Below are 16,086 nucleotides of genomic sequence, written 5' to 3' on the forward strand. Positions count from 1 at the left end.
TGCCGGTCCCCAGCTTGACGCTAATGTCGATATATAGGCCACATGTGCATCCTGCGCCCCGCACTCATCAGGCGGCGGGACGACGGAGTACGGAAGGAGCCTCCCATGACCCGTACATTGCGGGGCGCGATAGCCCTGGCCGGAGCCACCGCCCTCTGTCTGGGCGCCGTGGCGACCAGCGGGGCCGTCCAGCCGGGTGCGGAGTCGGCACGGCAGGACGTGAAGATCGGCCTGCTGCTGCCGGAGAGCAAGACCACTCGGTACGAGAAGTTCGACCGGCCGTACATCGAGGCCAAGATCAAGGAGCTGGCGCCCGACGCCCAGATCGACTACTACAACGCGGCCGAGAGCGCCACCACCCAGCAACAGCAGGTGAACACGGCGCTCGCCAAGGGCGACAAGGTCCTGATCCTGGACGCCGTGGACGCCAAGTCGATCCAGTCCTCCGTGCAGAAGGCCCATGACGCGGGTGTGAAGGTCGTCGCGTACGACCGTCTCGCGCAGGGCCCGGTCGACTCGTACGTCTCGTACGACAACCGCAAGGTGGGCGAGCTGCAGGGCCAGGCACTCCTCGACGCGCTCGGCGACAAGGCCGGGAGTGGCCAGATCGTGATGCACAACGGGTCGCCGACCGACCCCAACGCGGCGGAGTTCAAGGCCGGCGCGCACTCGGTCCTGGACGGCAAGGTGAAGATCGGCAAGGAGTACGACACCCCGAACTGGGACCCGAACAACGCCAACCAGCAGATGTCCGGCGCGATCAGCGCCCTGGGCAAGGACAACATCGTCGGCGTGTACTCGGCCAACGACGGACTGGCGGCCGGTATCGCCACCGCCCTGAAGGCCGCGGGCATCAACGTGCCGCTGACCGGCCAGGACGCCCAGCTCGACGCGATCCAGCGCATCCTGCTCGGCACCCAGACGATCACCATCATGAAGCCGTACAAGCCGGAGGCGGACATCGCGGCCACGATGGCGGTCGACTTCGCCGAGGGCAAGCAGCTGCCGGCCGACCTGGTACCCACCACCGTCACCAGCGGCAGCGGTCAGAAGGTCCCGGCCAACCTGCTCACGCCGGTCGTGGTCGACAAGACCAACATCAAGGACACGGTCGTGAAGGACGGCCTGTACACGGTCCAGGAGATCTGCACCCCGACGTACGCCGCGGCCTGCAAGGAGGCCGGCCTCCAGTAGCGGCACGGCGTTTCCGTCCCGGGCTCCCCGGCCCGGGACGTCCCGCCCGGGCGACCGACTCCCGGCGGGGCTCGGACCCGCGCGAGCGGGCGAGCGGAGGAGGCGGTTCCTTTGCCGGAGTCACCCGTGCTCTCACTCCGGGGCATCTCCAAACGGTTCGGCGCGGTCCAGGCGCTGAAGGACTTCGACCTGGACGTCCACCCCGGTGAGGTGGTCGCGCTGGTCGGCGACAACGGCGCCGGCAAGTCCACCGCCGTGAAGTCGATCGCCGGGGTGAACCCGCCCGACGAGGGCGTCATCACCTGGGAGGGCAGGCCGGTCACGATCAGCCGGCCGCACGACGCCCAGAACCTCGGCATCGCCACCGTCTACCAGGACCTGGCGCTGTGCGACAACCTCGACGTGGTCGCCAACCTGTTCCTGGGACGCGAGTTGCGCCGCTTCGGCGTGCTCGACGAGGTCCGCATGGACCAGCGGGCGCGCGAACTACTGGAGACCCTCTCCATCCGCATCCCGAGCGTCCGCATCCCCGTGGCCTCGCTCTCCGGCGGGCAGCGCCAGACCGTGGCGATCGCCCGCTCGCTCATCGGCTCGCCGAAGGTCGTCATCCTCGACGAACCGACCGCCGCGCTCGGCGTGGAGCAGACCGCGGAGGTCCTCGACCTGGTCGAGCGGCTCCGCGAGCAGGGCCTCGGGACCATCCTGATCAGCCACAACATGGTGGACGTGATGGCGGTCGCCGACCGGATCGCGGTGATGCGCCTCGGCCGGAACAACGGCTTCTTCGACAAGCGCTCGACGACCACCGAGGAGATCATCTCCGCGATCACGGGAGCCACCGACAGCGCCGTCACCCGCCGCCAGGCGCGCAAGCGGGAGCAGGAGGAGGAGCGATGAGACGCGACCGAGGCCGCGACCCCTCCGGCACCGACGACGGCCAGGAGCCGGCATCCGGTGCCGTACCCGCCGTCGACACCCGTCTCCTCGTCCGCGAGGAGGGCGTCAAGGGGTACGTCGACGAGTTCCGGCGCAAGTTGCGCAGCGGCGAGCTGGGGTCGCTGCCGGTCGTCCTCGCCGTGATCATCATCTGGACGGTGTTCGGCAGCCTGAACAGCACGTTCCTGTCCGCGCAGAACCTGTCCGACCTCAGCCAGCAGATCGTCGGCACGGGCATGATCGCGGTGGGGATCGTCTTCGTCCTGCTGCTCGGCGAGATCGACCTCTCCGTCGGCTCGGTGAGCGGCCTGTGCGCCGCGATCTTCGCCGTCCTCAACGTCCTGAACGGCATGAACGAGTGGCTCGCGATGCTCGTCGCCATCGCGGGCGGAGCCGCCGTCGGGCTCATCCAGGGGTTCTTCTTCGCGAAGGTCGGCGTACCGGCGTTCGTGGTGACCCTGGCGGGCAACCTCGCCTGGAACGGACTCATGCTCCAGGTGCTCGGCACCAGCGGAACGGTCAACATCCCCAGCGAGAGCATCGTCTCCCGGCTGTACTCGACGATCTATCACAGCCCTGCGGCCGCCTATGTCGCGGCGGCGGTCGGGGTCGGTCTCTTCCTGGCGGCCTCGCTCCTGGACGCCCAGCGCCGCAGGGCGGCCCGGGTGCCGTTCCGGCCGATCGCGGAGATCGTCCTGCGTACGGTCGTGATCGCCGCGCTCGCCTTCGCCACCGCGTACATCCTCAACCAGTACCAGGGGCTGCCGCTGGCGCTCCTGATCTTCCTGATCCTGCTGGTGCTCCTGGACTTCGTGCTCCGGCGCACCACGTACGGCCGCCGGATCTTCGCGGTCGGCGGCAACATCGAGGGCGCGCGCAGGGCGGGCATCAGCGTGCCGTTCGTCCGGATGACGGTCTTCTCGATCGCCGGCGCCATGGCGGCGATCGGCGGCCTCTTCCTCGCCGGGCAGATCCAGTCCGCGAGCCAGACCTCCGGCGGCGGCAACCTCCTGATGAACGTGATCGCCGCGGCCGTCATCGGCGGTACGAGCCTCTTCGGCGGCCGCGGCACCGTCTGGTCGGCGCTGCTCGGTGCGCTGGTGATCGGCTCCATCCAGTCGGGCATGAACATCATGGGCGTGAGCAACGCCGTCCAGTTCATGATCACGGGTGCGGTCCTGCTGGCCGCCGTGGTCGTGGACTCCCTGTCCCGCCGCACTCAGAAGGCGGCGGGCAGGGCATGACCGGTCCGCGCGCGGTTCGGGGCCGGACCGGTCGGAGTGCGACCGGTCCGCGCGCGGTTCAGGGCCCGTCGGCGTCCTGGGTGCCGGGGCCGATCCTCAGCTCGAAGTCGCCGTCGTACTGCTCGTGGCCGGCGATCACGGCGAGTTCGACGACCTCCACGCCGACCTCGCCGCGGACGATCAGCGGGTCCTTGCGGAGGTCCCGCATCAGGGCCACGCACATGCCGATCATCACCAGGACGAACGGTGCCGCCACCAGGATCGTGAGGTTCTGCAGGCCCGCGAGGGCATCGCCCTGACCGTCGCCGATGAGCAGCATGATGGCGGCGACCGCGCCGGTCACGACGCCCCAGAACACCACGACGGGGCGGGTGGGCTCGAAGGCGCCGCGCTGGGAGAGCGTGCCCATGACGATCGAGGCGGCGTCCGCACCCGACACGAAGAAGATCCCGACGAGGATCATCACGAGCAGGCTCATGGTGCCGGTGAGCGGGAACTCCTGCAGCACACCGAAGAGCTGCCCCTCCGGGGTCGACTCACCCGCCAGGTCGCCCTGTTCGCTGAGCTTCATCGCGGAGCCGCCGAAGATGGCGAACCACACCAGGCTGACGGTGCTGGGCACCAGGATGACGCCGCCGACGAACTGGCGGATGGTGCGGCCCCGGCTGATCCGGGCGATGAACATGCCGACGAAGGGCGTCCATGAGATCCACCAGGCCCAGTAGAAGACGGTCCAACTGCCCAGCCAGTCGTGGATCTCCGCACCGCTCGTGGCCTCCGTGCGGCCTGCGAGCTGCGGCAGGTCGTCGATGTAGGCGGCGATCGAGGTGGGCAGCAGATCGAGCACGATGATGGTGGGGCCCGCGATGAACACGAAGAGGGCCAGCACCCCGGCGAGCACCATGTTGATGTTGGAGAGCCACTGGATGCCCTTCTCCACACCGGACACGGCGGAGAAGACGAAGGCCACGGTCAGTACGGCGATGATGGCGACGAGCAGCCCGGTGCCGGTCTTCTCCATCCAGCCCAGCTCCTCGAAGCCGCTGCCGATCTGGAGTGCGCCCAGGCCGAGCGAGGCGGCGGAGCCGAACAGCGTGGCGAAGATGGCCAGGATGTCGATGACGCGCCCGGGCCCGCCGTACGCCGCCTTCTCACCGATCAGCGGGACGAACACGGCACTGATGGTCTGCCGGCGCCGCCGCCGGAACGTGGAGTACGCGATGGCGAGGCCGACGACCGCGTAGATCGCCCACGGGTGGAGCGTCCAGTGGAAGAGCGTGGTGGCCATGGCGGTCTGCATGCGTTCGGCCGAGTCCACGGGGTGGGTACCGGGCGGCGGGGTGCCGTAGTGGGCGAGCGGCTCGCTCACTCCGTAGAACATCAGGCCGATCCCCATACCGGCGCTGAACATCATGGCGATCCATGACACCGTCCGGAACTCCGGGCCCTCGCTCTCCTGACCGAGCTTGATCCGGCCGTAACGGCTGATGGCCAGCCAGAGCGCGAAGACGACGAACCCCGACGCGGCCAGCATGAACGCCCAGCCGCCGTTGCGGATGAGCCCGTCGAGGAGGTCGCTCGACGCGCTCTCCAGACTGTCCGTGGCCGTGGCGCCCCAGACGACGAACGCCACGGTGAGGACGGCGGTGACACCGAAGACGATCCGGTCGGTACGGGCTCGATGGTGGTGGTCGGGGCGGCCCGGAAGGTCCGCCGTCACCGGCAGCCCTTCCCGCCCGCCCCGTTCGGCGCCTGTTCGGGGACCGTCCGGCCCCTGATCTTCCTGCGACACAGATGCCACCTTTCACGGGCAAAGCGGTATTTCATCACAAACCTGACGAAGTCTCTGTAAGGCAGTACCACAACCGGGGCCGAACAGTGCGGACCAACAGACCCCGACGGCTTGACCGGTGACTGTTCGCGCGCCGACGTATCCTCGCCCCGGGCGCCCCGAACGGGGGACGGACGGCACGGCGGAGCAGGGAAGAGGTCGGGGCGAGTGACGGACGGACGACGGACCGACTCGACGGCCACGGGCGACGGGACCGCGAGCGCGAGTCCCGAACCGCGAGCGGGTTCGGCCCCCGGACCCGTCTCGCCCATCGCCTCGGGCACCGCTTCGGCCCCTGCGGCCCCCGCCTCGCCCCCCGCCCCGGCCCCGCTCAGCACGCGCGCGCGTGAGGCGGTCCTTCAGCGGATCGTGGACCGGCGGTACGCCCAGGGCGCCCGCCTCGTCGAACGCGAGGTCGCGGAAGAGCTCGGCATGTCGCGCGTGCCGGTGCGCGAGGCGCTGCGCGCCCTGGTCACCGAGGGCCTCCTGGAGCTGCTCCCGCACAGCGGCGTTCGCGTCCGACGCCTGGAACGCGCCGACGTGGAGCACTTGTACGAGGTATGGGAGCCGCTCACGATCCAGGCGTCCCGGCTCGCGGCACGGGCGGGCGCGGCGGGCGACACCGAGGGGCTCTCGATGCTCGAAGCGGCCCTGCACCAGGCCGAGTCGGCAGCCGCCGCGGACGAGGCGACCCGCGAGGTGGCCGCCCACACGGCGTTCCACGAGAGCATGGTGGCCATGTCGGGCAACCCGCTGCTGGCCCGCACGATGGAGCAGCTGAGCTGGCAACTGCGGCTCGTGTTCGGCCTGCGCGAGGAGCCCGCGCACATGCGGGCCCAGCACGCCGAGATGTACCGGCACATCGCCGCGGGGGACGCGGAGGCGGCCGCGGCGAGCACGCTGCTGCACGTGCGGGACAGCAGGGCGGTGGCGCTGCGGTCCCTCTTCGGCGAGGCCTGAGCGTCGGGCACGCGCGGGCCGGCCGGCCCGAGGGCCGCGGTGACGGCCGGAGCTGTGCCCGTCCCGACGTCTGAACTATTCGTATACCAAGATGGCCGATCACGCATCCCTCTCAGACGCCGAGGCGGGCTTCAACCCCCCCGGAATGGGCGTTTCCGATTCTCTGGATCATCACCCTTGTCCGATGCCTTGAGCTTGGTATACAAAACGGGGAAGCCGTCGACCACTCCCCAAGGAGCACCCATGTGCGTCGAAGCCACCCCGCCGCCCTTCGGCAAGCTGACCCGCCGCGGCGTCCTCGCCGGAGCGGCCGCCCTCGCCGGCACCATGGCCGTGGCGGGAGAGGCCCACGCCGCGGGTGACCGCGGAGCCGCCACCGGTGGCCGTGCCCCCGGCACCACCGCGCGGGTAGGACACCTCGTGATCGAGGGCGGCACCCTCCTCGACCCGGCCACCGGCGAGGTCACCGAGAACGCCGTCGTCGTCATCGAGGACGGCATCGTCCGGGCGGCCGGTCGCCGGGGCGGCGTCGCCGTGCCGCAGGGCGTCGAGGTGCTCGACGCACACGGCCGCTGGATCCTGCCGGGCCTGATCGACGCGCACATCCACCTCAGCACCGCCGCCGAGGCGCGCGACGCCGTCCGCAAGGGCGCGACGAGCGCGCGCAGCGGATCGACCTCCTTCTACCAGGACATCGCCGTCCGCGAGCTCGCCCGCCACAGCCCCGCGCTCGCACCGCGGCTGACGGCCGCCGGTGTGTTCGTCACCCCGAACCTCGGCGACACCGTGCTCGCCGACCCCGACCTGACCCCGCTCGCCCGTCTCAAGGACGGAGTGCGCTCGGCGGAGGCGCTGCGGCGTGTGGTGGAGGTGAACCTCGCCCGTGGCGCGGACGTGATCAAGACCCGGGTCAACGAACGCGCCGGGCTCCCGGAGCAGGACCCGCTGGCCCAGGTCTACTCGCGCGACCAGCTCGCCGAGATCGTGGCGGCGGCCCGGCGGCGCGGCAAGGGCGTCCTCTGCCACAGCTACAGCGAACAGGGCTGCCACGACGCCGTCATGGCGGGCATCCGCTCCCTGGAACACGGCGCTTTCGTCGGCGAGCGCACGCTGGGCGAGATGCGTCGCCGGGGAACGTACTTCACCCCCACCCTCACCGCGATCGCCGGCCTGGCCGAGTCCTCCGACCCGATCCTCGCCGAGCGCGGACGCACGTACCTCCCGGCCCTGAAGCGCGCGGTCCTCGCCGCGCACGAACGCGGAGTGCCGCTGGCCGCGGGCACCGACTCGTCGGGCGGGGTGGTGGACCCGATCGGCGGTGAGGTCGAGCTGATGCACTCCGCGGGCCTGTCGCCCCTCGACGCGATCCGCACGGCGACGACGGGCGCGGCCCGTCTCCTCGGCCTCAGCCGCACGGCGGGCCGCCTCACCCGCGGCTTCGCGGGCGACGCCCTCCTGCTGTCGGGCGACCCGCTGACGGACCTGACGGTGCTGAAGCGTCCGGTGGGGGTGGTCCGGGCGGGGGTCGTGGCCTGAGAGGGCCCGCGCGCACGACACCCCCGAGCCCGCCCTGCCGGCGCCCGACCCCCCGCACAAGGGCGGCCCTGCGCCTCTCCGCCTTCGCTCCCCCTGTCCCCCTCTCCCCTCTCCCCTCTCCCCTCTCCACCGGCATCGCCGCCCGTCCGGCAAGCGGCTCGATCCGCGCTGCCCGCGCTCGCCGCGACGACGTCCCCCGCCCCGCCCCCAAGAAGGAGCCCCCGTGCAGTCGCCCTCGTCCTCCCCCGCACCCTCCCCCTCCCCCTCCACGCTCTCCCGTCGCACGGTGCTGGCGGGAGCCGCTGCGTTGGCAGGCGCCACGGCCACCGCCACCGCCGCCGCCACGGCCGGGCCCGCTTCGGCGGCGGCCCCGGTCGCCGCCGAAGCGGCGGCCTCCGGCGCCTCGGGGCGCGGGGCCAGGACGGTCGTCTTCCGCGACGTCCGCCCGTTCGGCGCGGCGAAGGCCAGGGACCTCGTGGTCGTCGACGGCCGCATCTCGGACCGTCCGGCGCCGCACGGCGCGAAGGTCGTCGACGGAGGCGGCCGGATCGCGCTGCCGTCGCTCGTCGACGCGCACATCCACCCCGACAAGACGACCTGGGGCGGCTCGTGGGTGTCGCGGCGTCCGGCGAGCGCGATCGCCGACTACGTGGCGCAGGACGTCGAACTGTTCCGCAGCCAGCGCCGCCCGGTGGCCGAGCGGGCGTACGGGCTGATGTCGCACGCCGTGTCCCGGGGTACGCGCGGCATGCGCGCCCACGCCGACGTGGCGCCGGCGTACGGCCTGGCGGGGGTGGAGGGTGTGGCGGAGGCGCGCGAGCGGCTGCGTCACGCCCTCGACGTCCAGATCGTGGCGTTCCCGCAGCACGGGGTGATCCGGACGCCGGGGACGGCCGCGCTCCTGGAAAAGGCGGCGCGCGAGGGTCTCATCGACATGATCGGCGGCATCGATCCGATCGGGTTCGACAACGCCCTCGACGATCAGCTGGATGTCGTGTTCGGCATCGCGGACCGCCACGGTGTGGGCGTGGACATCCACCTGCACGATCGCGGCGAGAAGGGCATGAAGGCGATGCGCGGCATCGTGGACCGCACACGGGCGCTCTCCCTCGCGGGGAAGGTCACGGTGAGCCATGTGTTCTGCCTGCCGGGCCTGACGGACCGTGAGCTGGGCTCCATGGCAGCCGACTTGGGCGACCAGGACATCGCTCTGACCACGGTCGCGCCGTCCGACTCGCTGGTCCTGCCGATCGCGCGCCTGCGGGAGCACGGGGTGCGGGTCGGGCTTGGGTCGGACGGTGTGCGTGACTCGTGGAGCCCGTTCGGGAACGCGGACATGATGCACCGGGCACACATCCTCGGTTGGGTGACGGATGTACGCCTGGACGACGAGCTGAGGGACTGCTACGACGTCGCGGCGCACGGAGGCGCGGACGTGATGGGCCTGGCGCACGCGGACTTCACGCCCGGCGCCCCGGCCGACTTCGTGCTGGTCCGGGGAGAGTGCCTGCCGCAGGTGGTCGTGGACATGCCTCGCCGCGACATGGTGGTGCACGGCGGAGTCGTGGTGGCTCGGGACGGCGAGTTCCTGGCCTGACGGCGGCCGCGGGCCGGCCGGGCACCCCACAGGTGCCCGGCCGGCCGGAATCGAGTCGACTCGACACGACTCGACCGATCGACAGGCCCTTGTTACAGGTAGGGCCGCGTGATCAGCTCGAACGCGTGGCCGCCCGGGTCCTTGAAGTAGACCCCGCGGCCACCGTGTTCGGTGTTCGTCTCGCCGGACCGCTTCATCTGGGGGTCGGCCCAGTGCTCGACGCCCTGCTCGCAGAGTCGCGCGTACGCCCGCTCGAAGAGCTCGTCGTCGACGAGGAAGGCGTAGTGCTGCATCTGGATGTCGAACGGCGGCTCGGCGAACTGGATGAGCACGCCGTCGGCGAGCTGGACGTTGATGAAGGGGCCCCAGGACGGCGCTTCGGGGAGTTCCAGCAACTCCCGGAAGAAGCGCGCCGACTCGTGGCGGTCCTTGGCGGCGATGATGGTGTGGTTGAACGTGACTGCCATGTGGATGACCTCGCTGTTGATTCGACACGAAAGGGACTCGTCGCAGTGCCTGAGCACTGGGGGGGGTCCGCGTGCCGAACCGTGGGGGTGCTTTCGACGCACCCGCGGAGCGATCAGTCGTCCACCGGATGGCCCGTCTGTGTATGGCGTCGAATCGCCGGTCCGGTGTTCACGTCGAAGGACGTTACTTGATCATTCCCACACTGGCAAGGTGACAAGAAGTCCGCTCACCCGAGCCGAGCGATCCGCCGCGCGGGTCCCCGGAGCAGGCTTGGCGCCGGCCGCACCGGAGTTCACCGGCCCCCGTGGCGGCCGGAGTTCGCCGGCCTCCGGGGCGCCGTCGACCGGGCCTGCGCCCGGGCCTCCTCCCGAGCGCGCCCGTCTCGGGATCGTTCCGCCGGCGCCGAGGGCTAGATGGCGGTGCGGCATGGCGGAGCCCCGCACACGACGATGCCGGAGAGCCTTCAGCACGTGCTGACGAGCCCAGGGAGTTCCGAGCCTCGCCTGCCACGGTGCGCACGGTCCATGTCAACCTGACGCTCGCCAACATGGACTTCGCCGAGTTCGCCCGCGGCGGCTTCCGCAGAAGCCGATCACGTCCTGCGACCTTTCCGACCGCCGCAGCGGCGGCGGTCGCCCTGGCCGACGGGGTGCCCCCGTCGGGGCGTCTCCTTGCGTGCTGCGCAGCGGGCTCGGAGGCGACCGAAGCCGTGCAGCCGGTCTACCGCTCGGCACCAGGTGCCCGGCGACGGGCACGCGGGGGGCCCTGCCATGCTTCTTGAACACCGCCGTCACCCCGACGACGGTGCCGTCCGGCGCCCTTCACTCGTTGCGCTTTCCGGCGTCGGTGATCGGACCGGAGCCTTCCGACCTCGGCGCGACCGGGGCCCGAGGAAGCCGCGGACCTCCCGTTTCCCTCCCGGTCGGTGTTGTCGCCCTCGTCACCGGTCACGCCGAGCTCCGTGGCGGCGCGTCCGGCCGTGTCCGGAGGTCTTGCCCGGAGGTCTTGTCCGGAGCCTTGCCACGCTTCGGGGGGCGCCCTATTGTCCCGCAGGAAGAAAGCGCTTTCTTTCTATGGACGGGCGGCTTCCGCCGGTCTCCCCATGGGTGAACTCCCCCTGCACCGAACGACGTTCCGCACGGCTCAGCACAGCACGGCACAGCCCTGCACAGCACCGCATCCAGGAACCATCCCCAGCGTTCGAAGACGAGAAGGACGGCGAGCATGAGACGACCAGTCGCACTACGGCTCCACGCGGCACTGGCCACCCTGGCCCTCGCGGCCGCGACCGGCGTGGTGTTGTCGATGCCTCAGGCATCGGCGGCGACCGGTGGCGCCACCGGCTACGCGACCCAGAACGGCGGGACCACCGGCGGCGCCGGCGGCCAGACCGTGCGGGCCACCACGGGGACCGCGATCCACGCGGCCCTGTGCGCACGGGCCAGCAGCAGCACCCCGATCACCATCGAGGTCGAGGGGACGATCAACCACGCCAACACCACCAAGGTGTCCGGCAGCAGCTGCAACACCGCCGCCGGCGTGATCGAGCTCAAGCAGATCAGCAACGTCACCCTCGTCGGGGTCGGCTCCGGCGCCGTCTTCGACCAACTCGGCATCCACATACGCGAGTCCAGCAACATCATCATCCAGAACGTGACCGTCCGGAACGTCAAGAAGTCGGGCTCCCCCCTCTCCAACGGCGGCGATGCGATCGGCATGGAGAGCGACGTCCGCAACGTCTGGGTCGACCACACCACCCTGGAGGCCTCGGGCGGCGAGTCGGAGGGCTACGACGGGCTCTTCGACATGAAGGACAACACCCAGTACGTGACCCTGTCCTACAGCATCCTGCGCAACTCCGGCCGCGGCGGCCTCGTCGGCTCCAGCGAGACCGAGCTCTCGAACAGCTTCATCACGTACCACCACAACCTCTACGAGAACATCGACTCGCGCGCTCCCCTGCTGCGCGGCGGCACCGCCCACATGTACAACAACCACTACCTGCGGATCAACGAGTCCGGCATCAACTCCCGCGCCGGCGCCCACGCCAAGGTCGACAACAACTACTTCGAGGACTCCAAGGACGTCCTGGGCACCTTCTACACCGATGCGGCCGGGTACTGGCAGGTCGGCGGCAACATCTTCGACAACGTGACCTGGTCCTCGCGCAGCGCCGAGAACAACCCGGCAGGACCGGACCCGCAGTCCAACACCACCATCGCCATCCCGTACGCCCACAGCCTGGACTCCGCCGCCTGCGTACCGGACGTCGTCAGCCGAACGGCCGGTGCGGGCAAGGGACTTCTCGTGTCGAACGGCAGCTGCTCCCCGCAGACTCCCAGCCCCACGCCCACCCCGACTCCGACGTCCACGTCGCCCACCCCGGCTCCCACCACTCCCACGCCCGGCCCGACCGCCCCCGGCGGGACCAACCTCAGCATCGGGGCCGGCTCCGACGGTTCCAGCAAGGCCGACGGCACGAGCTACGGCAACGTGCGGGACGGTGACCTCAGCACCTTCTGGTCGCCCGCCGGCTCGACCGGTTCGGTGTCCGTCAAGTGGGGCTCCGCCACCACCGTGTCCGCGATCACCATCCGCGAAGCGGCCGGCTCCGCCGGTGCCATCGGGTCCTGGCGCGTCCTCAACGGTGACACCGGGGCCGTCCTCACCTCCGGCAGCGGGGCCGGGGTCATCGCCGTCCCCCGCACCGCACTCAAGAAGATCACCTTCGAGATCGTCGGCTCCACCGGCACTCCCCGCGTCGCCGAGTTCGAGACCTACGCCGGATAGGCGGCGGAGGGAGGCGACGGCACCGGTACGCCGACCCGGTTGCCGTCGCCACCGGACCGGTACCGGTACCGGTACCGGTCCGGGTCCGGGGTGCGAGCGGCCCCGGGTCCGGACCGGCCGCGCGAGCTGCGCGTGCCGCGCGATCAGCTCACGAACTCCCGGTCCCCGTAGTTCAGTCGAGACTCGTTCCAGTCGGCGCCGAGCGAGACCGTGAACGTTCGCGCAAGGTCCAGATCGGCGGTCTCGACGACCAGGACGAGCTTCCCGTCGAGGGTGACCGAGCCGCCGCCGAGCTTCTCCCGGGCCGCGGGGTCCGCGACGAGCGCCTCGCTCACCCGGCTCACGCCGACACCCGGCACCTCGACCTCGACCGCGTCGGTCTCCGGCGAGGTCCTGGGCAGGCACCGGAAGGTGAGCACGGCCTCCTGGTCGTACTCCTCGGCGTTCACGCCCGCGAGGTGGCGGAGCCCGTCGAGGCCGACCCGGTTCACGTCGAACTCGCGGGACCGCTCGTACGGGGCCTGCTGCCCGGCCTCGGACCAGAACATGCCGTCGAGGAGCGTCGAGGCCGCCGGGCGGGCGCCGTGGGCGCGGATGATCGCCCGTACCTCGTGGTCGAAGCGGGTCAGGCGGGTCCGGAGGCGGGGGTCGTCCGGGTCGGTGATGACCTCGGTGTTGTCGGTCGCGTAGATCTCTGCCGCCGGACAGTCCTGGCCGGCGGGCTCGCGTGGGTGCTCCGCGCGCCGGTGATCCCGAGGAGGAGGGCGAGCGCGGCGAGGCCGGTGACCGGGACGCGGAGTCGGCGCCTTGTGCGGTGGGTGACGTGATGCACCGCGTGCCCGACGAGTCCGGCAGGTGATCGTTGCGCGCCGCACGATCGATCGGGCTCGGCGGCGCGGCGGCGGTGACGGCCGGGCTCGGACTGCACGCCTGGCGTCGAGCGACCATGGTCTCGTGAGCCGCGCCGGAGGCCTCACGGAGCCAGGTGCGCGAGGCCTCGGACGAGGAGGGTGAGGCCGAACTCGAACTCCTCGTCCACCGCCACGGACGTCAGGGACCGGGCGGCTCGGAGGAGGGCGGGGTAGGACGCCGGGTCGAGTCCGTCGTAGAAGGCGGTGAGTTCGGCGCTCTGGTCGGGGGCGGCCGCAGGGCCGTACTGCTGCACGGCGAAGCCGATGACGTAGTGCGTGACGGCCGTGAAGGCACGGGCGGCCAGGTCGGCCGGCAGGCCGTGCTCCAGGAGTGCTCCCAGGACGCGTTCGCGTCGGGCGAGTCCCTGGGGGCCGACGGGGACGTACGCCATGAGCAGCGGCAGGGTGTTCGGGTGGCGGCGCAGGGCGTCGTGGAACCCGTGGGCCGTCACCGTGAGGACTTCGGGCCAGTCGGAGGACATGGTCAGGGCGTCCAGGTCCGTCTCGCCCAGGACGCGGTCGACGACGTACGCCATGATCTCGTCCTTGCCGTCGAAGTGACGGTAGAGCGTGGCCGTGCCGGAGTTCAGGGCGTCGGCGAGCATGCGCAGGGAGAACGCCTGGGTGCCGTGCTCGTCGACCAGCCGCAGCGCCGTGCCGACGATGTGCGCGGTGTCGAGCGACGGCCGGCCGCGCCTCGGCTCGGTGGCAGCGGCCGACGGGGGCGCGGGGTGCGGGCGTCCGGCCCACCAGGCCGGGCTGCCGGGGGGTGGCGGGGTGGCGGCCATGCGCTGGGCCCTCTCTCGCTGTGCCAGGTCGCCGTCGCCGTGCGCGTCACGGCTCCCGGCGGCCGTCGGTGGTGCGGTGACACGCTACCGGTCGTGGGGGTGTGGGCCGGGCGGGGCCACCGGGCGCCCGGCCGGCCCGAACACCGGCCTCAGCCGGCCTTCGGGCGGGAGTCAGGCAGTCACCGGGCGGGCGTCAGACGGGCGATCGCCGGGGCCACGGGTGCGGTGGCTCTGCCGCCCGGCCCGTCGCCGGTGCCGGCCGCTGCGGTCGTGTGACCGATGTCGCCGATGTAGCCGTCCGGGCGGATGAGCACGACCGTGTCTTCGGTGATGCCGTACGCCGTGAGCAGGGCCGCTTCGTCCGGCGTACGCGGTGCGGTGTGCGTCAGTACGGTGTGGCGGCGCAGCGGGGCACCGCCGGGGGGCCAGGGCAGGCGGGCCAGCGCGGTGGCTGCGCCGGCACCGAACGCGAGGGCGGTGAAGTGCGGGCCTCGGTAGAGGTCGAAGAGACGGCCCGCCGCCCCGTTCGTCTCCGTCTCCTCCGGCAGCGCCGCGTCCGGCGCGCGGTCGCCGCAGCGCAGGTTCGCCGTGCGGGTCCCGTCGGCCGGGGCCAGGGGGCCTCCGAAGTACGAGATGCCGAGCTGGTGTTCGTCGGGGCCCCGGGTGAGCCCGCCGGGACGGGTACGGCGCAGCCCCTCGTACAGCTCGGTGGTGCGGCCCAGGACCTGTGCGGCGACGGGGCGCCGCTCCAGCTCGTAACTGTCCAGGAGTGCGTCGTCGGCGCCGGCCAGGACCTGCTGGAGTTTCCAGCCGAGGTTGTGGGCGTCCTGGACACCGGTGTTGAGACCCTGCGCACCGGCGGGTGTGTGGACGTGGGCGGCGTCGCCGCAGAGCAGGAGGCGGCCGTCGCGGTACCGCTCGGCGAGGCGGATGTTGGGCCGGAACACCGAGGACCAGGTGATGTCGCGCAGGGTGAGGGAGGCGCCCGCACGGCGGCGCACGAGGGTGGCGAGGGCCGTCCCGGTGAGGTCGACGGGGTCGTCGGGACGGATCTTGATCATGATCTGGAAGCGGCCTTCGCCGCCCGGCAGGGGGCATGCCGCGATGCTGCGTCCGCGCAGCCGGGGCCAGACGTGCCAGTGGTCGTGGGACAGTCCGTCGACGGTGGCGTCGACGAGGATCATCCGGTCGGTCTCGTCCGTGGTGCCCTCGAAGGCGATGCCCGCGGCCTTGCGGACGGTGCTGGAGCCGCCGTCGGCTCCGACCACGTACCGGCTCGCGAGGACGCGGCCGTCCTCCAGGCGTACCGTGCACGCCTTCTCGTCCTGGGTGATCTCCACGGCGCGGGCGCCGAAGTCGACGCGCACTCCGAGGCGTTCGACGGCGTCGTGGAGGAGGTCGGTGGTGGCGTACTGAGGGAGCAGGAGCACGTCGGGGTAGGGGGTGCCGATGCTGTCCGGGGCGGTGGCGTGCATCTGCCAGGCCTTGGTGAACGGACCCACGTGGAGACCCATCGGCGGGTAGGCGCCGCCTGCCGCGCGGGCGGCGTCGGCCAGGCCCAGGTCGTCGAGGACCTCCAGGGTGCGGGGCTGGATGCCCTTGGCGCGTGAGCCCTGGAAGCGCTTCTCGTCGCGCTCGACCACGCGTACCGGAACCCCTCGGCGGGCCAGGTCGAGTGCGAGCGCGAGGCCCACGGGCCCCGCTCCGATGACGGTGACGGCGGTGTCGAGCGCGCCCGCCGCCTTGGCCGTCTCGTTCGATTCCGGCATGTCCGATACTCCTCGCCGCCTCCGGGTGCGCGAAGGGGGACGCGCACCTCGATCGACTGTTT

At 71.6% G+C, this 16,086-nt stretch carries 13 protein-coding genes; 8 read left to right on the forward strand and 5 right to left on the reverse strand.

What is annotated here, in order from left to right; genetic code table 11:
* Nucleotides 1-105 precede the first annotated feature (105 nt).
* The 3 genes from ACZ4XX_RS00250 to ACZ4XX_RS00260 all read left to right on the forward strand — a co-directional run bounded on the left by ACZ4XX_RS00250 (nt 106) and on the right by ACZ4XX_RS00260 (nt 3,374).
* Entirely contained in the window at nt 106-1,194 is a 1,089-nt protein-coding gene (locus ACZ4XX_RS00250; RefSeq protein ID WP_468505740.1) for a substrate-binding domain-containing protein, read from the forward strand.
* A gap of 111 nt (nt 1,195-1,305) precedes the next feature.
* A complete protein-coding gene (locus tag ACZ4XX_RS00255; protein WP_468505741.1) occupies nt 1,306-2,091 on the forward strand; it encodes an ATP-binding cassette domain-containing protein in 786 nt (261 codons plus the stop codon).
* Nucleotides 2,088-3,374 (forward strand): sugar ABC transporter permease, encoded by a 1,287-nt coding sequence (locus ACZ4XX_RS00260; RefSeq protein ID WP_468505742.1) that lies wholly within the window; start codon nt 2,088-2,090, stop codon nt 3,372-3,374. Before ACZ4XX_RS00255 ends, ACZ4XX_RS00260 begins: the two co-directional genes overlap by 4 nt.
* A 58-nt stretch (nt 3,375-3,432) precedes the next feature.
* Here ACZ4XX_RS00260 and ACZ4XX_RS00265 read toward each other — a convergent pair whose 3' ends face one another.
* Entirely contained in the window at nt 3,433-5,166 is a 1,734-nt protein-coding gene (locus ACZ4XX_RS00265) for a BCCT family transporter (RefSeq protein WP_468505743.1), read from the reverse strand.
* Between the two features lie 309 nt (nt 5,167-5,475).
* On the opposite strand from ACZ4XX_RS00265, the gene ACZ4XX_RS00270 reads away from it, so the two are divergent.
* The 3 genes from ACZ4XX_RS00270 to ACZ4XX_RS00280 all read left to right on the forward strand — a co-directional run bounded on the left by ACZ4XX_RS00270 (nt 5,476) and on the right by ACZ4XX_RS00280 (nt 9,298).
* Entirely contained in the window at nt 5,476-6,165 is a 690-nt protein-coding gene (locus ACZ4XX_RS00270; protein ID WP_468505924.1) for a GntR family transcriptional regulator, read from the forward strand.
* A 243-nt stretch (nt 6,166-6,408) separates the two neighbouring features.
* Nucleotides 6,409-7,701 carry an amidohydrolase family protein gene (locus ACZ4XX_RS00275; RefSeq protein ID WP_468505744.1) on the forward strand — a complete coding sequence of 431 codons (1,293 nt, stop codon included), beginning with the start codon at nt 6,409-6,411 and terminating at the stop codon, nt 7,699-7,701.
* A 223-nt stretch (nt 7,702-7,924) separates the two neighbouring features.
* Nucleotides 7,925-9,298, forward strand: coding sequence for an amidohydrolase family protein (locus ACZ4XX_RS00280; protein WP_468505745.1), 1,374 nt, complete (start codon nt 7,925-7,927; stop codon nt 9,296-9,298).
* A gap of 92 nt (nt 9,299-9,390) precedes the next feature.
* Here the strand turns inward: ACZ4XX_RS00280 and ACZ4XX_RS00285 are convergent, their stop codons facing one another.
* A complete protein-coding gene (locus ACZ4XX_RS00285; RefSeq protein WP_468505746.1) occupies nt 9,391-9,765 on the reverse strand; it encodes a VOC family protein in 375 nt (124 codons plus the stop codon).
* Nucleotides 9,766-10,070: 305 nt separating this feature from the next.
* On the opposite strand from ACZ4XX_RS00285, the gene ACZ4XX_RS00290 reads away from it, so the two are divergent.
* Both ACZ4XX_RS00290 and ACZ4XX_RS00295 read left to right on the forward strand, forming a co-directional pair.
* Nucleotides 10,071-10,547: a DUF6924 domain-containing protein gene (locus tag ACZ4XX_RS00290; RefSeq protein ID WP_468505747.1), complete on the forward strand. Its 477-nt coding sequence runs from the start codon at nt 10,071-10,073 to the stop codon at nt 10,545-10,547.
* A 443-nt stretch (nt 10,548-10,990) separates the two neighbouring features.
* On the forward strand, nt 10,991-12,556 hold the full coding sequence (locus tag ACZ4XX_RS00295; RefSeq protein WP_468505748.1) for a pectate lyase family protein: 1,566 nt from the start codon (nt 10,991-10,993) through the stop codon (nt 12,554-12,556).
* A 143-nt stretch (nt 12,557-12,699) separates the two neighbouring features.
* Here ACZ4XX_RS00295 and ACZ4XX_RS00300 read toward each other — a convergent pair whose 3' ends face one another.
* The 3 genes from ACZ4XX_RS00300 to ACZ4XX_RS00310 all read right to left on the reverse strand — a co-directional run bounded on the left by ACZ4XX_RS00300 (nt 12,700) and on the right by ACZ4XX_RS00310 (nt 16,024).
* A complete protein-coding gene (locus ACZ4XX_RS00300) occupies nt 12,700-13,104 on the reverse strand; it encodes a hypothetical protein (protein ID WP_468505749.1) in 405 nt (134 codons plus the stop codon).
* 425 nt (nt 13,105-13,529) lie between these two features.
* Nucleotides 13,530-14,255: a TetR/AcrR family transcriptional regulator gene (locus ACZ4XX_RS00305; RefSeq protein WP_468505750.1), complete on the reverse strand. Its 726-nt coding sequence runs from the start codon at nt 14,253-14,255 to the stop codon at nt 13,530-13,532.
* 179 nt (nt 14,256-14,434) lie between these two features.
* Entirely contained in the window at nt 14,435-16,024 is a 1,590-nt protein-coding gene (locus ACZ4XX_RS00310; RefSeq protein WP_468505751.1) for an FAD-dependent monooxygenase, read from the reverse strand.
* Nucleotides 16,025-16,086: the final 62 nt, after the last annotated feature.

The sequence above is a fragment of the Streptomyces sp. NPDC029956 genome, assembly GCF_055574655.1.

Excerpts from the sequence above, each read along its gene's own strand:
- ACZ4XX_RS00275 (WP_468505744.1), top strand. The coding sequence starts at position 6,409 with ATGTGCGTCGAAGCCACCCCGCCGCCCTTCGGCAAGCTGACCCGCCGC.
- ACZ4XX_RS00310 (WP_468505751.1), bottom strand. The coding sequence starts at position 16,024 with ATGCCGGAATCGAACGAGACGGCCAAGGCGGCGGGCGCGCTCGACACC.
- ACZ4XX_RS00250 (WP_468505740.1), top strand. The coding sequence starts at position 106 with ATGACCCGTACATTGCGGGGCGCGATAGCCCTGGCCGGAGCCACCGCC.
- ACZ4XX_RS00285 (WP_468505746.1), bottom strand. The coding sequence starts at position 9,765 with ATGGCAGTCACGTTCAACCACACCATCATCGCCGCCAAGGACCGCCAC.
- ACZ4XX_RS00260 (WP_468505742.1), top strand. The coding sequence starts at position 2,088 with ATGAGACGCGACCGAGGCCGCGACCCCTCCGGCACCGACGACGGCCAG.
- ACZ4XX_RS00300 (WP_468505749.1), bottom strand. The coding sequence starts at position 13,104 with ATGTTCTGGTCCGAGGCCGGGCAGCAGGCCCCGTACGAGCGGTCCCGC.
- ACZ4XX_RS00305 (WP_468505750.1), bottom strand. The coding sequence starts at position 14,255 with ATGGCCGCCACCCCGCCACCCCCCGGCAGCCCGGCCTGGTGGGCCGGA.
- ACZ4XX_RS00295 (WP_468505748.1), top strand. The coding sequence starts at position 10,991 with ATGAGACGACCAGTCGCACTACGGCTCCACGCGGCACTGGCCACCCTG.